Below are 18937 nucleotides of genomic sequence, written 5' to 3' on the forward strand. Positions count from 1 at the left end.
GTCGTACAACATGGTTGCGGATATTTCCTAGGTTTTTCGGGAATGTCAATCAGAAGTTATACGATGACCTTCTGTCATTACGCAGATCCCTGTCAGGCGTGAGACTGCTAAGGGATTTGTGTTGTCCATGGAATGTGTGTTGCCGGTGAAATTGCGGCAAACTTCATCCACCTCCCGCACAAGGCCTTTCAATGGATCAATACGCCCCGCGCAACTGGCAACCTCACGAGAAGCCCAGTCTGCCCGGTTCCCCGTCGACGCCGCTGCATTCCAATCCCAAGCGCCTGGCCTATGCGCTGGTCGGTTTGCTGGTGGCTTTGACCGGTGGTTTGGGCAATTCGCTGGTGGTTGCCAACCTGCCTTATCTGCAAGGCGCGCTCGGCGCGACCACGGCGGAAATGGCCTGGTTGCCGGCGGCGTATGTGATGACCAACGTGTCGATGAACCTGCTGCTGGTGAAGTTTCGCCAGCAGTTCGGTTTGCGCGCGTTCACTGAGGTGTTTCTGGTGCTGTATGCGCTGGTGACGTTCGGCCATTTGTTCGTCAATGACTTGAATTCGGCGGTGGCGGTGCGTGCGGCACACGGCATGGTCGGTGCCGCACTGAGTTCGCTGGGCCTGTATTACATGGTTCAGGCGTTCCCGGCGAAGTGGCGGATGAAGGCGCTGGTGCTCGGCCTGGGCACCTCCCAACTGGCGTTGCCGCTGGCACGATTGTTCTCCGAGGATTTGCTGCAGATCGCTGAATGGCGCGGCTTGTATCTGTTCGAACTGGGTATGGCGCTGCTGTCGCTGGGCTGCGTGTTGCTGCTCAAACTGCCGCCGGGTGACCGCTTCAAAACCTTCGAAAAACTCGACTTCCTGACCTTCGCCATTCTCGCCACGGGCGTGGCGTTGTTGTGTGCGGTGCTGTCGCTGGGGCGCATTGACTGGTGGCTGGAGGCAGACTGGACTGGTGTGGCGCTGGCGTCGTCGATTGCGCTGATCGTCATGGGCCTGGCCATCGAGCACAACCGCAGTAACCCGATGCTGATGACCCGCTGGCTCGGCAGCGGGGCGATGGTGCGGCTGGCACTGGCGGTGATCCTGATCCGCATGGTCACCTCCGAGCAATCCACCGGTGCCGTCGGCTTCATGCAGAACCTCAACATGAGCAGTCAGCAGTTGCACAGTCTGTACGTGGTGATGCTGATCGGCAGCGTGGCGGGTCTGGCCACCAGTGCGCTGACCATCAGCCCGAAACACCTGATCATGCCGCTGATTATCTCGCTGGCGTTGATGGCGACCGGTTCGGTGATGGACAGTTATTCGAACAACCTGACCCGTCCCGAGAACCTGTATTTCAGTCAGTTTCTGTTGGCCTTCGGCAGTACGTTTTTCCTTGGCCCGACCATGGTGCTTGGCACCCGCAACGTTTTGACCAATCCGCGCAATCTGGTGAGTTTTTCGGTGCTGTTCGGGATCTGCAATAACCTCGGCGGGTTGATCGGTGCGGCGTTGCTCGGCACCTTTCAGATTGTCCGGGAGAAATTCCATTCCAGTCACATCGTCGAGCAACTGGTGATGTCGGATCCCTTGGTCGCCGCCCGGGTGGCGAGCGGCGGCACGGCGTACGGCTCGTTACTGGCCGATCCGAGCCTGCGCAATCTGGCCGGGATTCGCAGCCTCGCCAATGCTGCCACCCGCGAAGCGAACGTGCTGGCCTATAACGATGTCTTCATGCTGATCGCCGTGATTGCGGTGCTGACCATGATCTGGATTTCCATTCGGGCGCTGTGGCTGATGAGCACCACCAAAGCCGTCGAGCCAGCGCCTTCCGTACCTTCGAGCGGTGCCACTCCTTCATGACCGAACCGACCACCACAACCACCAACGCCATTGCCGCCACGCCTGAAGGTGTCGCGCCACCGTCATCGCCGAACACCGAGCCACGCTCGTTGCGGGTGCGGATCATCTCTTCGCTGGGTTTCGCCGCGATTGCCATCGTCGGTGTGTTGATCGTGTTGTATGCCTGGCAATTGCCGCCGTTCAGCAGCGCGGTTGAAACCACTGAAAACGCGCTGATTCGCGGGCAGGTGACGATCATTGGCCCGCAGCTCGCCGGTTATGTCTACGAGGTGCCGGTGCAGGATTTCCAGTACGTGAAGGCTGGGGATTTGCTGGTGCGTCTGGATGACCGCATTTACCAGCAACGCCTCGATCAGTCGCTGGCGCAACTGGCGGTGCAGAAAGCGGCATTGGCCAACGTTGTGCAGCAACGCAACAGCGCCGAAGCGACGATCAAGCTGCGCCAGGCCGTGCAGGCCGACAGCGAAGCGCAGTTGCGCAAAAGTGAAGCGGATCTGCGCCGGAACAAGGAGCTGGTCAGCGACGGCTCGGTGTCCAAACGCGAGATGGACGTCGCGCTGGCGGCCAATGCGCAAGGCATCGCGGCGGTGGCGCAGGCCAAGGCCAATCTGGAAATCGCCCGGCAGGATCTGCAAACCGTGATCGTCAATCGCGGCTCGCAGGAAGCGGCAGTGGCCAGCGCGGAAGCGGCGGTGCAACTGGCGCGGATCGATCTGTCGAATACGCGCATTGTCGCCCCGCGCGACGGCCAGCTCGGGCAGATCGGCGTGCGTCTGGGCGCCTACGTCAACTCTGGCGCACAGTTGATGGCGTTGGTGCCGAACCAGAAATGGGTGATTGCCAATATGAAGGAAACCCAGATGGATAACGTCCGGGTCGGGCAACCGGTGCGGTTCACCGTCGATGCGTTGAACCACAAGAAATTTACCGGGCATGTGCAGCACATCTCGCCGGGGACGGGCTCGGAGTTCGCCTTGTTGCAGGCCGACAACGCCACCGGCAACTTCGTCAAGATCGCTCAGCGCGTGCCGGTGCGGATCACCATTGATCCGGATCAGCAGGAAGAAGAGCGTTTGCGTCCGGGGATGTCGGTGGTGGTGAGCATCGACACCGCCGCGGGCGATACCCAGCCCCACTGATCAACTCCGATCAACAGTTGACCTGCGTTTATCCAGCGATCATCGGTGGCAGGGTGCCGAGCAGCGAGACAGCGGCGACGGCGCCAATGCCGAGCAACCACTCGAGCATCACGCTGCGCCGGAGTGCGCCCATGCGCTGTTCGCAATCATCGATGCGCAGGCGGTTGAACAGCGCCAGCCCCAACATCCCCAGCACGATCAGCGCTTTGATCAGCAGAATCAGCGCGAATCCTGTGAACAACGGCGCCGGCCACCACTGACCGGTCAGTACGCGCACGTTGATCAGACCTGTGATCAACAGCCCGGCCACCAACGCATAACCGACACCACTGAAGCGCCGCAAAATCGCCGGTATTGGTTCACTTGGCTGAAACAAAATCATCACGAGCAACAACAACCCGCCCAGCCAAGCCGCCACGCAGATCAGGTGAATGATCTGGTTGAGAATCAGCAGTTGCCCGCTCAACCCATCGAGCATCGCGCCATGCCCGACCGGGGCCAGCGTCGCCAGCAATAATCCGCTCAAGCCCAGCCGCAGTGGCATGCTTGCCCGCCACGGCGTAAACAGCACTGCCACCAACACAGCGTTTAGCAGCAAGTGCCAACGCCACACCTGGCCAAAAAACGTTTTGCCCAGCACCAGCGCCAGCGTGTCCGGATCAAACGCGGCCGACGCTGAGCCGGCCATGCTCGCCGTGATCAACAGCGCCCAGACCACACCGCTGACCAGCGCGACGGCGGTCAGCCAACGCGCCAGCCGCGCCTGGTGCCGATCCACCGCCAGCGCGTCACCCTTGAGCAGCAACGGCCTGAACAGCCAGGCACCGAACAGCATCAACACCACGGTGAAATGTACAAAGCGACACAGCACCAGCGCTTCACTCATGAATTACTGGCCAACCTTGAACTGATAGGCGCCTTCGCTTTTATGCGTGTCGACGGACACGGCGTGCCATTCGACTTTGTACTCACCCGCCGTCAACGCTGCGGCCGGCGTGACGATCAGGGTTTTCTTGTCGTTTTCGGTGGTCAGCGCTTTGACCGCGACAGGCGCGCCATCCTTAGTCAAAGTGACTTTGGTGAAACTGGCTTCAACACCTTCGGAAAAAGTCAGGCGCAGATCGGCCGGGGCGGCGACGGTGCTGTCGGCGGCCGGGGTCTGGTTTTTCAGGTGGGCGTGGGCGAATACGGAGGAGGCGGTGAAGAGCGAGGCGAGCAGGGCAGTGGTGGTCAGGATGTTCTTGAACAGCATCGCGGGTACCTCTGAGGCAGAATCGAAGAAGCCGTCAGTTTAGCCATCCGGCCACGCGTGTACGAAGTTTTGTTTTCAGCGGTCGCCCGCGCACCAGAGCGGATGCTAGTCTTGGGCATCGCTGTTGTCAGGGAGCCCTTATGGGCAATCACAAGATCGAAATCCGCCGCAGTAACGTCGAAAAAATTCTCCTGGCGGCGGAAAAAGTCTTCGCCGAAAAAGGCTTCGGCAGCACCGCCATGGCCGACATCGCAGCCGAAGTGCAACTGCCGCGTTCCAACCTGCATTACTACTTCAGCACCAAAAGCGAACTGTACAGCGCCGTGTTGTTCGATCTGCTGGAAGTGTGGAAACAGGACGCGCTGTGCTTCGAGATGTTCGACGATCCGCGCGTGGTGCTCAGCAGCTACATTCGCGCCAAGATGAACCACTCGCGCAGCCGGCCCTATGGCTCGAAAGTCTGGGCCAACGAAATCATCCACGGCGCGCCGACGCTAGGCGAAGCGCTGGATGTCAGCCTGTATGACTGGGCGAAAATGAAGGAAGCGAAGATCCGCCAATGGGTCGAAGACAAACGGATTCTGCCGGTGGAGCCGTCGAGCCTGCTGTACATGATCTGGGCCTCGACCCAGCATTACGCCGACTTCGATCATCAGGTGAATATTCTCAATGATCATCAGCCGCTGTCGGACATGCAGTTCGAACGGGCGGTGCAGACGGTGACCAGTGTGATCTTGCGCGGGATCGGCCTGGAGCCCTAAAAGCAAACCCTCACCCCAGCCCTCTCCCAGAGGGAGAGGGAGCCGACCGAGGTGTCCTGCGAGTTACATCGACCTGAAAGACCGGGTCGATTATGGATTCACAACAGCACTTTCAGGTCGGCGGAGTTTCGCAGCATCCCCCAATTAGTCCCCTCTCCTATGGGAGAGGGTTAGGGTGAGGGGCTTTCATGGTCAGCCCACGATTCAGACAGCAACGTGATACGGATTCCTCGGATCATGATTCCAGTCCAGAAACGGTTTGCCCGTTTCCATCGGTACCATCTCGATGCAGTCCGCCACCGGGCAGGTGATCTGGCACAGATTGCAGCCCACACACTCCTCATCGATCACTTCATATTTATGCGTTCCGTCAGCCTGTTTCACGCTGCTGATCGCCTGGTGTGAAGTGTCTTCGCAAGCAATGTGGCAACGCCCGCAACCGATGCACGCTTGCTGATCGATCTTAGCGATAACCTGATAGTTGATATCGAGGTACTTCCAGTCCGTGGTGTTGCCCACCGCGCGCCCGGAAAACTCGGCGATGCTGGCGTAGCCCTGACTGTCCATCCACCGCGACAGCCCGTCCTTCATCTCCTCGACAATCCGGAAACCGTGCAGCATCGCCGCCGTGCACACCTGCACCGCGCCGCTGCCCAGCGCCATGAATTCCGCCGCATCGCGCCAGCTGCCGATGCCGCCAATCCCACAGATCGGCAAACCCTGGGTCTGCGGATCACGGGCAATCTCGGCGACCATGTTCAGCGCGATCGGTTTGACCGCCGAGCCGCAATAGCCGCCGTGGGTGCTTTTGCTGCCGACGGTGGGCAGGGCGACCATGTGTTCGAGGTCGACGCTGGTGATCGAGTTGATCGTATTGATCAGCGACACCGCATCGGCGCCGCCACGATGCGCAGCTCGGGCGGCGACACGGATATCGGTGATGTTCGGCGTCAGTTTGACGATCACCGGCAGCGAGCAGTAGGTCTTGCACCAGCGCGTGACCTGTTCGACGTACTCCGGCACCTGACCGACCGCCGCGCCCATGCCGCGTTCGGGCATACCGTGGGGGCAGCCGAAGTTCAGTTCGATACCGTCAGCGCCCGTGGCTTCGACCAGCGGCAGGATGTGTTTCCAGGACTCCTCGACGCAGGGCACCATCAGCGAAACAATCAGCGCACGATCCGGCCAGTCCTTTTTCACCTGGGTGATTTCGCGCAGGTTGATTTCCAGCGAGCGGTCGGTGATCAGTTCGATGTTGTTGATCCCGAGCACTTCACGATTGTTGCCGTAATGCGCCGAGTAGCGCGACGAGACATTGACCGCCGCCGGATCCTCCCCGAGGGTTTTCCAGACCACGCCGCCCCAGCCCGCCTCAAAGGCGCGCACCACGTTGTAGGCCTTGTCGGTGGGTGGCGCGGACGCCAGCCAGAAAGGGTTAGGCGCTTTGATGCCGGCGAAGACTATCGAGAGATCGGCCATTTACGCAGCCTCCACGTTGAGCATCAGTTGCGCGTTGATCGCTTCGGCGGCACGTTTGCCGTGTTGTACCGCTTGCACGGTGAGGTCTTGATCGAGGCTGGTGCAGTCGCCCCCTGCATACACGCCGGGGATGCTGGTGCGCAGGTTTTCATCGACCTGAATCCGCTCGCCCTGACGCTTGAGTTCACGGGCCAGCGGGTCGGCGAGGGCACTGCCGTCGAAGGCCTGGCCGATGGCTTTGAAGATCGCGTCGGCGGCCAGTTCGAAGGTTTCGCCGGTGGTTTGCAGGCGACCGTCGACCAGATCGGTGCGGGCGAAACGCATGCCGCGCACGTGACCCTGATCGTCGAGCAGCACTTCTTCCGGTTGCGCCCAGGTCAGCAGCCGTACCTGATTGGCCTTGGCGATGTCCTGTTCATGGCCGGTCGCGCCCATATCGGCGGCGCCTCGGCGATAGACCAGATTGACGTCGCGGGCCCCGAGGCGAGCCATTTGCACGGCCATGTCGATGGCGGTGTTGCCGGCGCCGAGGACGATACAACGCTCGGCCAGCGGCAGTTGTGTGAGGTCATCGGCCTGGCGCAGTTCGCGGATGTAATCGGTGGCGGCGAGCAGGCCGGGAGCGTCTTCGTGGGGCAGGCCCAGCTGTTTGCTGGCGTTGAGACCGAGGCCGAGGAACACCGCGTCGAACTGCTGATGCAATTCGCTGAGGGTCAGATTTTCGCCGAGTTTGTGTCCGTGGCGGATTTCGATGCCGCCGATCTGCAGCAGGAAATCCAGTTCCTTCTGCGCGTAGTCGTCGACCAGTTTGTACTTGGCGATCCCGTATTCGTTGAGCCCGCCAGCCTTCTCCCGCGCCTCGAAAATCACCACGTCATGTCCATGCATGGCGCTGCGGTGAGCGCAGGACAAACCCGCTGGCCCGGCACCGACGACGGCGATACGTTTACCCGTGACAGCGGCGCGCTGGAACGGGTGCTCGCTGAAATGCGCATTGTCCACGGCGTAGCGTTGCAGCAGACCGATCAGCACCGGCGCGCACTCGTGGGCGTTGTTGCGCACGCAGGCTTGCTGGCAAAGGATTTCGGTCGGACAGACCCGGGCGCAACTGCCGCCGAGAATGTTCGCCGAAAGTATTTTCTGCGCGGCACCGGGCACGTTGTCCTGATGGATATTGCGGATGAACGACGGAATGTCGATTTCGCTCGGGCAGGCATTCACGCAGGGCGCGTCGTAGCAATACAGGCAGCGCGAAGCTTCCAGATGCGCCTGGCGGTCGTTGAGCGGTGGCGCCAGATCGGTGAAATGGCCGGCGAGGGCAGCCGCACTTTCGTGCGGGTGCGGGAGATGGTTCAGGGTCTCGATCACGGTTTTGTGCCTCACGGTTATTTGAGGTGCTCTGCCTCTGATGGGCAGTGGTTTTTGTATTGCCTGAAATTGATCGTTCCCACGCTCCGCGTGGGAATGCAGCCCGTGACGCTCCGCGTCACTGGACGCAGAGCGTCCCTTGAGGCATTCCCACGCAGAGCGTGGGAACGATCAATGAGGCCGGAGGCCTCGCTTTAGCGTTTCACGGCCGTCGGGCGATGTTGCTCCGCCCGCTTGCTCAGCAAATCAAACACCGCCGGATACGCCGGCCGTTCGATATACCGCCCGGCGCCACGTTCGGCACGCAGGTCGCCATCGGCCCAGACCAGACGGCCCTGGCTGACGGTATGGCTCGGCACACCGGTCACGGTCTTGCCTTCGAAAATGTTGAAGTCCACCTGCTGATGGTGGGTCTTGGCGGAAATGGTGCGAGTGCCTTGTGGATCCCACAGCACCAGATCGGCATCGGCGCCGACGCGAATTGCACCCTTGCGCGGATACAGATTGAAAATCTTCGCGGTGTTGGTGGAGGTGAGGGCGACGAAGTCCTGCATCGACAACCGTCCGCTGTTCACGCCTTCATCCCAAAGCACCGCCATGCGGTCTTCGATGCCGGCGGTGCCGTTGGGGATCTTGCTGAAGTCGTCGCGCCCGGCGGCTTTTTGCTCGGCGCAGAAGCAACAGTGGTCGGTGGCGGTGGTGTGCAGGTTGCCGTTTTGCAAGCCATGCCACAGCGCCTCTTGATGCCCGCGCGGACGGAACGGTGGGCTCATCACGTAACCGGCGGCGGTCTGCCAGTCGGGCTGTTGGTAGACGCTGTCGTCGAGCAGCAGATGCCCGGCCAGCACTTCGCCGTAAACCGGTTGACCCTTGCTGCGGGCGTAAGTGATTTCGTCGAGGGCTTCCTTGGTCGAGACGTGCACCAGATACAACGGCGTGCCGATGGTTTCGGCAATACGAATCGCCCGGCTCGCCGCTTCACCTTCAACCTGCGACGGTCGCGACAAAGGATGCGCTTCCGGCCCGGTGATGCCCTGGGCCATCAATTTGCGTTGCAGGTGATAAACCAACTCACCGTTTTCCGCGTGCACGGTGGGTACTGCACCGAGTTCCAGACAGCGCTCGAAGCTCGCCACCAGTGTGTCGTCGGCGGCCATGATCGCGTTCTTGTACGCCATGAAATGCTTGAAGCTGTTGATGCCGTGATGGCTGACCAGTTCGGCCATTTCCTCGCGCACCTGCTCGCTCCACCAGGTGATGGCCACGTGGAAACCATAATCCGACGCAGACTTCTCGGCCCAGCCGCGCCACTGATGAAACGCTTCCATCAAAGACTGCTGCGGATTGGGGATAACGAAATCGATGATCGACGTGGTACCACCGGCCAGACCCGCAGCGGTGCCGCTGTAAAAGTCTTCGCTGGCAACGGTGCCCATGAACGGCAGTTGCATGTGAGTGTGCGGGTCGATGCCACCGGGCATCAGGTACTGGCCGCTGCCGTCGAGTACTTCGGCGCCGGCGGGAACATCAAGGTTTTCACCGATGGCTTTGATCACGCCGTCGGCGCAATAGACGTCGGCGCGATAACTTTCATCATGGGTAACAACGGTGGCGCCACGGATCAACAGAGACATTCCGAGTTCCTCGCAGGCATGACCGACTTGTGTCGGTTCTAGATGTTTTATTGATAAGCAGCGTGATAGCTCGTATTCCTGTCAGCGCTGTCAGGAATAGAAGCTAGTCGCAGTTTTACAATAGATCAAGATTATTTTTTATAAGCTTATGACTGTTTTAAGGTATTGAAAAATAACGATAAAAGTTAAAAATCACCAAAATGGTGAGGCCGTTCACCATTTTGACGCACTTGACAGGATGGAAATATGAGCAAGATTTCCTATGTGAAATCAGCCGCTTGAAGTTGAGCTGCGGTTGCTCGCTCACAATGAAAATAAATGCAGTGCACCAGTTTGAGTCCTGATAGTTCGGACAACTTTCCGGACGTTTAGCCTGAGCGTTCAGACAAGTATTCGCGGACTCACTCGGTGAATTATTAAAACTGATAAATATCAGAAAGTTGCAAAGCGTTTGAAACACCGCCCGATGCGCAAGCGGGGCACCCGGCACGTTTATTGATGCCGCCGCTGACACCATGGCCGGTGCATGAAAGTTGTCAGTTCCTCCGGCCATCGTCCGGTTCGCACCTGTGGGTGCAGCCGCCTGATGAGAAAAAAATAATCAGAAGAACAGTGGAGCGGCCATGCAACAGAACAGATCGCAAGTGACCGAGCGCGACGGCTTGTTCGAACTCGACGCCGGCAGCGACGTCCTCGACAGTCCCCGTTACAACCACGACATGGCACCGACCAAGGTGCGCGAACGAACCTGGAACAAATGGCACATCACCGCGTTGTGGGTCGGCATGTCGATTTGCGTGCCGACGTACACCCTCGGCGGTGTGTTGACCGCCTATTTCGGCCTGACGGTCGGTGAGGCGCTGCTGGCGATTTTGTTCGCCAACATCATCGTGCTGATACCGCTCACGCTTAACGCGTTTCCCGGCACCAAGTACGGCATTCCGTTTCCGGTGTTGCTGCGCTCATCGTTCGGCATTCTAGGTTCCAATGTGCCGTGTCTGATTCGTGCGCTGGTGGCGTGTGGCTGGTTCGGCATCCAGACAATGTTCGGCGGGTTGGCGATTCACCTGTTTCTCGGCTCGGTGTTCGACGGCTGGAAATCCCTCGGTGGCACGGGCGAGGTGATTGGCTTCATGGTGTTCTGGGCGCTGAACCTTTGGGTGGTGATCCGTGGCGCCGAGTCGATCAAGTGGCTGGAAACGCTATCGGCGCCGCTGCTGGTGGCGGTCGGGATCGGCCTGCTGGTGTGGGCGATGCCGAACGTGTCGATGACCGAACTCATGGCGATCCCGGCCAAACGTCCGGAAGGCGCCAGTGTGGTCGGTTACTTCGCTGCCGGGCTGACGGCGATGGTCGGATTCTGGGCGACGTTGTCGCTGAACATTCCCGATTTCAGCCGTTACGCCAAGAGCCAGAAGGATCAGATCCTCGGGCAGATCATCGGTTTGCCCCTGACCATGTTTTTGTTCGCGGCACTCGGCGTGGTGATGACAGCGGCGTCGGTGAAACTGGTTGGCGTCACGGTGTCTGACCCGGTCACGTTGATCGGTCATATCCAGAGCCCGGTGTGGGTGGCCGTGGCGATGGCGCTGATCATCATCGCCACGCTGTCGACAAACACCGCTGCCAACATCGTCTCGCCGACCAATGACTTCCAGAACATCGCGCCCAAGGTGATCAACCGCACCAAAGCGGTGTTGCTGACCGGGTTCGTCGGCCTGGCGCTGATGGCTCACGAACTGCTGAAGAAGCTGGGCTGGATCGTTTCCGATGTCAGCCTGGAAAGCGTCTATTCCAACTGGTTGCTGGGCTATTCGAGCCTGCTCGGGCCGATTGCCGGGATCATGGTGGTGGACTATTTCCTGATCAAGAAGCAGCAACTGGACCTGGCCGGGTTATACCGCGATGACGTCTATCCTGCGTGGAATCGGGCTGGATTTCTCGCGTTCGGCGTGCCGGTGGTGCTGACCTTGCTGTCGCTGGGCAGCGATGCGTTCAGCTGGTTTTACAGCTACGGCTGGTTCACCGGCTCGGCGCTGGGCGGGTTGATCTATTACGGGTTGTGCGCGATGCGTGCACAACCTTCTGTCGTGAAAACACCGGTGTAGCAGATGATCGTTCCCACGCTCTGCGTGGGAATGCAGCCCGGGACGCTCCGCGTCCCCACAGCGGACGCAGAGCGTCCATGGATGAATTCCCACGCAGAGCGTGGGAACTAGCAGCCTGAGGAGATCCCCATGAACGCAGCCGTAGACGTTCTGCAATCGACCCATCAGCACATCAACCGCGACCGCTTGTGGGCCTCGCTCATGGAGTTGGCCAAACTCGGCGCCACGGTCAAGGGCGGGGTCTGTCGCCTGGCCCTGACCGACCTCGACCGTCAGGCCCGCGACCTGTTCGTGCAATGGTGCAAGGACGCCGGATGCAGCGTCACGGTCGATGAAGTCGGCAACATCTTCGCCCGTCGTGCCGGCCGTAACCCCAACCTGCCTCCGGTGATGACCGGCAGCCACATCGACACCCAGCCCACCGGCGGCAAGTTCGACGGCTGCTTCGGTGTCCTCGCCGGCGTCGAAGTGTTGCGCACCCTCAACGACCTCGGCGTGGAAACCGAAGCGCCACTGGAAGTGGTGGTCTGGACCAACGAAGAAGGCTCGCGATTCGCCCCGTGCATGATGGGCTCCGGTGTATTCGCCGAGAAATTCACCCTCGAAGAAACCCTCGCCAAAGTCGATGCCGACGGCGTCACCGTTGGCGAAGCGCTCAACGCGATTGGCTACGCCGGCCCGCGCAAGGTCAGCGGGCACAAGGTGGGCGCCTATTTCGAAGCGCACATCGAACAAGGCCCGATCCTCGAAGACGAACAGAAAACCATCGGCGTGGTTCTCGGCGCACTCGGGCAAAAATGGTTCGACCTGAAGCTGCGCGGCGTCGAAGCGCATGCCGGCCCGACTCCCATGCACCTGCGTAAGGATGCGCTGGTCGGCGCCTCGATCGTCGTCGGCGCCGTCAACCGCGCCGCCCTCGGCCACCAACCCCACGCCTGCGGCACGGTCGGTTGCCTGCAAGCCTATCCCGGTTCACGCAACGTTATCCCGGGCGAAGTGCGCATGACCCTCGACTTCCGGCATCTGGAACCGGCGCGGCTGGACTCGATGATCGCCGAGGTGAAGCAAGTCATCGACGCTACATGCGAAGAGCACGGTCTGACCTATGAACTGACCCCGACTGCCGATTTTCCACCGCTGTACTTCGAGAAGGGCTGCGTGGAAGCCGTGCGCGACGCCGCGAAAGGGCTGGGCCTGTCGCACATGGACATCGTCAGCGGCGCCGGCCACGACGCGATCTTCCTCGCCGAGCTCGGCCCGGCCGGGATGATCTTCGTGCCCTGCGAAGGCGGTATCAGCCACAACGAAATCGAAAACGCCGCGCCCGATGATCTGGCGGCCGGCTGTGCGGTGTTGTTGCGGGCGATGCTCGCAGCTTCGGCGATGGTGGCTGCCGGGCAGCGCGCGGCCTGACGGTCATCAATGCTTCATGAAGATATGCGACGTTGCCGCCCCTGAAATGGCAGCCAGGGACGCGCAATGTCGCCCATCAAAGTGATCACCTCAGGCTCGGCCTATCTGGACATCGACGCCTTCGCCTGCTGCATCGCCTACGCCGAATTGCTCAACCTTCAGGGCATTCCCGCCCGTGCCGTCAGCAGCGCAAAAACCAACGCCAGCGTGTCGAAAACCGTACTCGGTTGGGGCGCTGTTCTGGACGATTACCGCCCGACCTCCAACGATGAGTTCGTGTTGGTCGACGTCTCTGATTACCACCACTTCGACCCTTTGGTCGTGCTCGAACGGGTGGTGGAAGTCATCGATCATCATCCCGGTTTCGAAAGCCATTGGGCGCAGACTCTCGGATCTGCCGCTGACATTCGCCCGATCGGCGCGGCGGCGACACAGGTTTTTCAGCGCTGGGATACCGCAGGTTTGCTGCACAACATCAGCGAGCAAAGCGCCGCGCTGCTGGCCACGGCCATCCTGGACAACACGCTGAATTTCATCGGGCAGATGACCACGACGGCGGATATCGACGCCTACGCCCGGCTCGCATCGCAGGCAAAACTGACGGCGGACTGGCCCGGGCAATACTTTCGCGAATGTCAGACCGCCATCGAAGCCGACCTCGCCGCAGCACTGGCCGCCGACCTGAAACGCATGAAGCCGCAAAGCAATCTGCCGCAGGTTTTCGCGCAACTGACCGTTTGGGACGCCGTCGCACTGATCCGCTCGCACCGCGCAGCGATCAGTCACTGGATGAACGGGCAGGGCGAAGACTGGCTGCTGAATGTCATCAGCATCCGTGATCGCCTGAGTTGTTTGCTGGCTGAGCCGATGGTCAGCCAGCAGAAGTTGAATCGTTTGTTGCCACTTGCGTGGCAGGCAGAGCTGGCGGTTCTGAAACCCTCGATGCTGCGCAAGGAACTGCTGAAGCTGGGATTGAACCCCACCCCCTGATGCTGTGATCAGCCCGGACGCTCATTCTTGCTCGCAGCGGACTGGCGCCGCTCCACGCCCTCCGGCCCGCCAATGTCCAGCAATCGCCTTTCCACCAAGACATTCTCCAGCGCCTGACGCTCGACCGGCGCCATTTGGTGTTCGCGCTTTTTCAGCTCCAGCAGGATGGGGCTGGACCAGGTGCGATAGGTCTGTTCGATGTTGCGACGCGACGTCATCAGTCTCTCCTTGATCAAGAGCCCGGTGAAGCTGGCAGGGGCTCAATCCGATGAGGGAGTAACGTTAGACGACAAACCCGAGACGCGCGAATGGCAGGCTTTTGTGTAGGAGCGGGCTCGCTCGCGAAAGCGGTGGTTCAGTCGGCACAATTGCTGAATGACATACCGCATTCGCGAGCAAGCCCGCTCCCACATGGGTTTTGTGGTGGGTTCAGGTTAGTCGTCAACGTTCATTAATTGCTGCACACCTTCCCACGCCTCCGCCCGCATCCGTTCGATATCCAGTCCCGGAATCACCCCGTTATCGACGACGATTCGCCCACCCACCAGGCTGTATTTCACCGTGATCGGTTCACCCGCCACCACCGGCGCAACCGCGCTGTCGTGGAAGCCGTAGAAGCGAGGATGGTCGAGGCTGTAGATCACCAGATCCGCTGCCTGGCCGATTTCCAGTGTGCCGACCGCGCCGAGCCCGAGCACTTGCGCGCCACCCGCCGTGCCCCAGTAGATGACGTCTTCGGCGGTGGTCGCCGAGGCGCCTTGTTCGGCGCGGTGGATCAGCCAGGCGGTGTTGGCTTCGCCGACCATGCTCCCGGATTCGTTGGACGCTACGCCGTCAACGCCAAGGGAAACCGGCACGCCGGCCTCGTACATTTGCGGCACCGGGGCGACGCCGCTGCCCAGCCGGGCGTTGCTCACCGGGCAGTGCGAAATACCGGTGCCGGTTTGCGCGAGCATACGGATCTCGCCGGGTTGCAGGTGCACGGCGTGGGCGAACCAGACGTCGGGGCCGAGCCATTCGTGTTCGGCGACGAATTCCACGGGCAGGCAGTTGTATTTGTCGCGGCAGAAATTCACGTAGTTCTGCGTTTCCGACAAATGGGTGTGCAAGCGCAAACCGAGGCCGCGCGCGGTGTGGGCGAGTTCGCGCAGCAGGGTTGGCGGCAGCGAGAAGGTCGGCGTGGTTGGCGCGACGACCACGCGGCGCATCGCGTCCGGAGTGTCCTGGTGATACAGCGATTTCAGGCGCTCGATATCGCCGACCATCTGATCGAGGGTTTCCGGTTGCAGCGCGGTTTTCGAAAAGCCCGGGTGCGCGCTGGCTGACTCCAGTGCGCCACCTCGGCACAGGACGAAACGCAGGCCAAAGTCATCGGCCAGGTCGAACAACAGATCGCCGGTCTCGGTGCTGCCGTGGGCGTGGTAGAGGTAGTGGTGATCGGCGCATGTGGTCACGCCGGACAACAGCAATTCGACCATGCCCAGCCGTGCGGCAATCCGCGCCAGTTGCGGGGTGAAGCGGTTCAGGCGCGGGTAGGGCACGCTGGCCAGCCAGCCCTGCAGATCCTGATTCAATCCTTCGGGCACGGCTTTGAGCAGGTTCTGGAACAGGTGATGGTGAGTGTTGATCCAGCCCGGGTAGACCACGCAATGGCGCGCGTCGATCACCCGCTCACCGGGCTGTGCCTCAAGGTTCGCGGCCATTTCGGCGATGCGACCGTCGACCACGCGGATGTCCACGGCGCCGGCCCGTGCGCGAGGACCGCGCAGGCCGGTCATCACCGCGAGCGGATGTTTGATCAGGATGTTCTGAAGTTGAGTCATGGGCAGCTCCAAACTAAAGGGTGTGCGAGGCAGATTTGCTGGCGGTGGTTTCGGGCACGCTGACGCCATTCAGCGCGGCGTTGAGCAACACCGACACCAGGCAGGCGATGACCACGCTGCTGTGCAGGAACGGCTGCGACCACTCGGGTAATTGTTTGAACAGGGTCGGCGCGAGCACCGGCACCAGCGCGGCGGCGATGGTGAAACCGACGATCAAGACGTTGTAGCGATTGCGCTCGTAATCGACTTTGGCGAGGGTCTGAATCCCCGCCGCCGCGACCACGCCGAACATGGCGATCCCGGCGCCACCCAGCGCGGCAGTCGGCATCGAGGCGATGATCGCTCCGGCCTTCGGCACCAAGGCAATCGAGCACATCAGCAAACCGCTGACCGCGACCACCCAGCGACTGCGCACGCCGGTCAAAATCACCAGGCCGACGTTTTCCATGAAGGCGATAAAGGGAAACGCGGCGAACATCCCGGCGATGGTGCTGGCCAGGCCGTTGGCGCGCAGGCCATTGATCACCTGTTTGTCTTCCACCGGTTTTTCGACGATGTCGCCGATGGCCACGAACAGCCCCATCGACTCGACCATTTGCACGATCATCACCACCACCATGGTCGCGATGGGGATCAGGCTGAAGGTCGGCAAACCGAAGTAGAACGGGTAGGGCACGGTCAGCCACGGCGCGTCTTCGACGCTGTGAAAACTGCCCATGCCCAGACCGTAAGCCAGACCCGCGCCGATCAGCATGCCGATCAGCACCGCCATGTTGCGCAGCAGCGGACTGCCGTAGCGGTTGACCAGCAGAATGGTCAGCAACACCACCACCGCCACACCGAGAAACGCCGGCGCGCCGAAGTTGCTCGCATTGCGCCCGCCACCGACCCATTCATAAGCAATCGGGAACAGTTGCAAACCGATTACGGTGACGATGCAACCGGTCACCACGGGCGGGAAAAACCGCCGCAATCGACCCACGAACGGCGCCATCAACATGGTGAAAATACCGGCGCCGATCACCGCTCCGCAGACGCCGGCGAAGCCTACGTCGGGGTTGCTGCCAATGGCGATCACCGGGCCGACGCTGCTGAACGCCACACCTTGCAGAATCGGCAGGCGCACGCCGAATTTCCAGAAGCCGACGGTTTGCAGAAGGGTGGCGATGCCGGAGCAGAACAGCGTGGTACTGATCAGCACCACGGTGTCGGCGTGGGACATTTTCAGGGCACTGGCGACAATCAACGGTACGGCGATGGCGCCGATGTACGAGACGGCCATGTGCTGCAGGCCGAGGGTGAGCATCTGTCGCACCGGCAGAATGCGGTCGACGGGATGCACGGTGGAAGCGGTTTGCGATGGGGATGTGGCTGACGACATGGGGAAACACCTCTGGCTGTTTTTATGCGGTAGAGAGGGGTATTCGTCTGATGCCTCCTGCAGATCCCTGTAGGAGTGAGCTTTTGTGGCGAGGGGATTGATCCCCGTTCGGCTGCGCAGCAGTCGCAAATCCAGCGAATGCGGTTTGTCTGGTAGACCGCGAGTTCCGGTTTTGGGGGCGCTTCGCACCCCAACGGGGCGGTGCGACGTTTCGCTGAATCCCCTCGCCACAGAGTTCACTCCACAGTTGCTGGTTCGTTGTGACATCAGTCATTCGTGCTGCGAAGCCGCCATCCACCGGCTTCGACGCCTTTTTCAGCCTGCAAGGCAGGCGGCGAAGCCCTGGTTCAGGGCCGCGCGATCCAGGTCGCGGCCGATGAACACGATCTTGCTTGAGCGAGGCTCCGTGCCCCACGCGGTCGAGGCGCGAAACTCCACCAGGCTGTGCACGCCTTGCAGCACGTAGCGCTGGTCTTCGTTGGCCACCGCCAGCACGCCTTTCATGCGGTACAGGTTGTCGGCCTGGGAGGAACGCAGTTCGCTGATCCAGCGGTGAAACGCCATCAGGTTGACCGCGCCGTCCACGGCGATGCCCACCGAGGACACGCTCGGATCGTGTTGGTGATCCTGCTCTTCAATAGAGTGCTCAGCGTGATGCTCATGGTCGTGGTGATCGTGATCGTGCTGATCCGCACCGATTTCCATGAGCTTCTGTGTGCTTTCAAACGCGCCGATGCCAAGGATTTTCGTCAGGTCGATTTGCGCATGTGTTGAGGTCACCAGATCCGCCGTGGCGTTCAAGCCACGGATCTTGCCGCGCAGAGTTTCCACCTCTTCAGGGCTGACCAGATCGACCTTGTTGATGACAATGCGGTCGGCGCAGACGATTTGATCGACGGCCTGATTGTCGACGCCGTCCAGTTGCAGGTCTTCCAGATGCTGGGCGATGTGCTTGGCGTCGATCATGGTGACGATGGCGTCGAGTTCAACCTCTTCGGCAATCGGGTCATTGATGAAAAAGCTCTGCGCCACCGGGTAAGGATCGGCCAGACCGCTGGTCTCGATGAGGATGTGATCGAGGCGCACCGGCCGCGCCACCAGCTCGCGAACGATGCGCACCAGATCCTCGCGAACTTCGGCGGTGCAGCACACGCAGCCGTTGACCATTTCGTAGATCTCTTCGGTCTCGGAACTGAGCACCAGATCGCCGTCGATGCCGACCTCGCCGAACTCGTTTTCGATCACAGCGATTTTGCGGCCGTGGTTTTCCTTGAGGATGTAGTTGAGCAGGGTGGTTTTGCCGGCACCGAGGAAGCCGGTGAGGATGGTCACCGGGATTTTGGTGTTCGGGGTTGGCGCGTTGAATGGGGTGTTCATGGTGAGGCTCCTTTGATTGACCGGTGCACACTGAATTCGGGGTGATGAATTTTTTGGTGTGTAACCCTTGTGGCGAGGGGATTTAGCGAAACGACCCACTCCAACGGCGCGGTGGGACGTTTCGCTAAATCGCCGCGCCACCGAGGCATGCGGGTATTTTCCCAACTTGAGCACCCCATCAGACTCGACAATCCGGACCCCGTGCTGCTCATCCAGCGCCACCCGCATCCTCTCCCGCCCCAGCTGGCCGCACTCGATGCCGCGGTATCCGCCGCGACTCAGGCTGGAAACTCGCACGGCCAGCTGTTCGCCCACACGCGGCCCCGTATGTGCACTCAACAACAACTCATGCCGCTAAAAGGTGA

The 18937-nt window shown here is 60.9% G+C and carries 15 protein-coding genes; 6 read left to right on the forward strand and 9 right to left on the reverse strand.

The features are described from left to right. Window positions 1–191 precede the first annotated feature (191 nt). Both F2P67_RS10855 and F2P67_RS10860 read left to right on the forward strand, forming a co-directional pair. Window positions 192–1847, forward strand: a complete 1656-nt coding sequence (locus F2P67_RS10855) for an MFS transporter (protein ID WP_166220184.1) — start codon at window positions 192–194, stop codon at window positions 1845–1847. Next, window positions 1844–2986: an HlyD family secretion protein gene (locus F2P67_RS10860; protein ID WP_166220186.1), complete on the forward strand. Its 1143-nt coding sequence runs from the start codon at window positions 1844–1846 to the stop codon at window positions 2984–2986. The genes F2P67_RS10855 and F2P67_RS10860 overlap by 4 nt, the downstream gene beginning before the upstream one ends. Before the next feature lie 28 nt (window positions 2987–3014). Here F2P67_RS10860 and copD read toward each other — a convergent pair whose 3' ends face one another. Both copD and copC read right to left on the reverse strand, forming a co-directional pair. After that, window positions 3015–3872, reverse strand: coding sequence for a copper homeostasis membrane protein CopD (gene copD / locus F2P67_RS10865; RefSeq protein ID WP_166220188.1), 858 nt, complete (start codon window positions 3870–3872; stop codon window positions 3015–3017). A gap of 3 nt (window positions 3873–3875) precedes the next feature. Further along, window positions 3876–4238: a copper homeostasis periplasmic binding protein CopC gene (copC, locus tag F2P67_RS10870; protein ID WP_166220190.1), complete on the reverse strand. Its 363-nt coding sequence runs from the start codon at window positions 4236–4238 to the stop codon at window positions 3876–3878. A gap of 140 nt (window positions 4239–4378) precedes the next feature. Between copC and F2P67_RS10875 the strand changes: the two genes are divergently transcribed. Then, the gene (locus F2P67_RS10875; RefSeq protein ID WP_095190174.1) at window positions 4379–4999 is read left to right on the forward strand and encodes a TetR/AcrR family transcriptional regulator; all 621 of its coding nucleotides are present in this window, start codon (window positions 4379–4381) and stop codon (window positions 4997–4999) included. 204 nt (window positions 5000–5203) lie between these two features. Here F2P67_RS10875 and preA read toward each other — a convergent pair whose 3' ends face one another. The 3 genes from preA to hydA form a co-directional block, all read right to left on the reverse strand. Then, window positions 5204–6478, reverse strand: a complete 1275-nt coding sequence (gene preA, locus F2P67_RS10880) for an NAD-dependent dihydropyrimidine dehydrogenase subunit PreA (RefSeq protein ID WP_166220192.1) — start codon at window positions 6476–6478, stop codon at window positions 5204–5206. Beyond that, the gene (locus F2P67_RS10885; protein ID WP_166220195.1) at window positions 6479–7846 is read right to left on the reverse strand and encodes an FAD-dependent oxidoreductase; all 1368 of its coding nucleotides are present in this window, start codon (window positions 7844–7846) and stop codon (window positions 6479–6481) included. Window positions 7847–8040: 194 nt separating this feature from the next. Next, window positions 8041–9480, reverse strand: a complete 1440-nt coding sequence (gene hydA, locus F2P67_RS10890; protein WP_166220197.1) for a dihydropyrimidinase — start codon at window positions 9478–9480, stop codon at window positions 8041–8043. A 623-nt stretch (window positions 9481–10103) separates the two neighbouring features. Here hydA and F2P67_RS10895 point away from each other — a divergent pair. From F2P67_RS10895 to F2P67_RS10905, 3 genes are all read left to right on the forward strand, one after another. Next, window positions 10104–11588, forward strand: a complete 1485-nt coding sequence (locus tag F2P67_RS10895; protein ID WP_166220199.1) for an NCS1 family nucleobase:cation symporter-1 — start codon at window positions 10104–10106, stop codon at window positions 11586–11588. A gap of 129 nt (window positions 11589–11717) precedes the next feature. After that, window positions 11718–13001, forward strand: coding sequence for a Zn-dependent hydrolase (locus F2P67_RS10900; protein WP_166220201.1), 1284 nt, complete (start codon window positions 11718–11720; stop codon window positions 12999–13001). A gap of 75 nt (window positions 13002–13076) precedes the next feature. Then, the gene (locus F2P67_RS10905; RefSeq protein WP_178120919.1) at window positions 13077–13991 is read left to right on the forward strand and encodes a DHH family phosphoesterase; all 915 of its coding nucleotides are present in this window, start codon (window positions 13077–13079) and stop codon (window positions 13989–13991) included. Between the two features lie 8 nt (window positions 13992–13999). Here F2P67_RS10905 and F2P67_RS10910 read toward each other — a convergent pair whose 3' ends face one another. From F2P67_RS10910 to F2P67_RS10925, 4 genes are all read right to left on the reverse strand, one after another. Beyond that, on the reverse strand, window positions 14000–14209 hold the full coding sequence (locus F2P67_RS10910) for a hypothetical protein (RefSeq protein WP_166220205.1): 210 nt from the start codon (window positions 14207–14209) through the stop codon (window positions 14000–14002). A gap of 216 nt (window positions 14210–14425) precedes the next feature. Beyond that, complete coding sequence (locus F2P67_RS10915) at window positions 14426–15814, reverse strand: amidohydrolase family protein (RefSeq protein WP_166220207.1); 1389 nt, start codon at window positions 15812–15814, stop codon at window positions 14426–14428. A 13-nt stretch (window positions 15815–15827) separates the two neighbouring features. After that, window positions 15828–17195 carry a nucleobase:cation symporter-2 family protein gene (locus tag F2P67_RS10920; protein WP_166220209.1) on the reverse strand — a complete coding sequence of 456 codons (1368 nt, stop codon included), beginning with the start codon at window positions 17193–17195 and terminating at the stop codon, window positions 15828–15830. Between the two features lie 315 nt (window positions 17196–17510). Next, the gene (locus F2P67_RS10925; protein WP_166220211.1) at window positions 17511–18572 is read right to left on the reverse strand and encodes a CobW family GTP-binding protein; all 1062 of its coding nucleotides are present in this window, start codon (window positions 18570–18572) and stop codon (window positions 17511–17513) included. Between the last annotated feature and the right edge of the window lie 365 nt (window positions 18573–18937).

Origin of the sequence: Pseudomonas atagonensis, assembly GCF_011369485.1 — a bacterium.
GTDB lineage: Bacteria > Pseudomonadota > Gammaproteobacteria > Pseudomonadales > Pseudomonadaceae > Aquipseudomonas > Aquipseudomonas atagonensis.

Bases quoted from the DNA above. Each gene is read 5' to 3' on its own strand.
- F2P67_RS10855 (WP_166220184.1), top strand. From the start codon at position 192: ATGGATCAATACGCCCCGCGCAACTGGCAACCTCACGAGAAGCCCAGT.
- F2P67_RS10860 (WP_166220186.1), top strand. From the start codon at position 1,844: ATGACCGAACCGACCACCACAACCACCAACGCCATTGCCGCCACGCCT.
- copD (WP_166220188.1), bottom strand. From the start codon at position 3,872: ATGAGTGAAGCGCTGGTGCTGTGTCGCTTTGTACATTTCACCGTGGTG.
- copC (WP_166220190.1), bottom strand. From the start codon at position 4,238: ATGCTGTTCAAGAACATCCTGACCACCACTGCCCTGCTCGCCTCGCTC.
- F2P67_RS10875 (WP_095190174.1), top strand. From the start codon at position 4,379: ATGGGCAATCACAAGATCGAAATCCGCCGCAGTAACGTCGAAAAAATT.
- preA (WP_166220192.1), bottom strand. From the start codon at position 6,478: ATGGCCGATCTCTCGATAGTCTTCGCCGGCATCAAAGCGCCTAACCCT.
- hydA (WP_166220197.1), bottom strand. From the start codon at position 9,480: ATGTCTCTGTTGATCCGTGGCGCCACCGTTGTTACCCATGATGAAAGT.
- F2P67_RS10895 (WP_166220199.1), top strand. From the start codon at position 10,104: ATGCAACAGAACAGATCGCAAGTGACCGAGCGCGACGGCTTGTTCGAA.
- F2P67_RS10900 (WP_166220201.1), top strand. From the start codon at position 11,718: ATGAACGCAGCCGTAGACGTTCTGCAATCGACCCATCAGCACATCAAC.
- F2P67_RS10910 (WP_166220205.1), bottom strand. From the start codon at position 14,209: ATGACGTCGCGTCGCAACATCGAACAGACCTATCGCACCTGGTCCAGC.
- F2P67_RS10915 (WP_166220207.1), bottom strand. From the start codon at position 15,814: ATGACTCAACTTCAGAACATCCTGATCAAACATCCGCTCGCGGTGATG.
- F2P67_RS10920 (WP_166220209.1), bottom strand. From the start codon at position 17,195: ATGTCGTCAGCCACATCCCCATCGCAAACCGCTTCCACCGTGCATCCC.
- F2P67_RS10925 (WP_166220211.1), bottom strand. From the start codon at position 18,572: ATGAACACCCCATTCAACGCGCCAACCCCGAACACCAAAATCCCGGTG.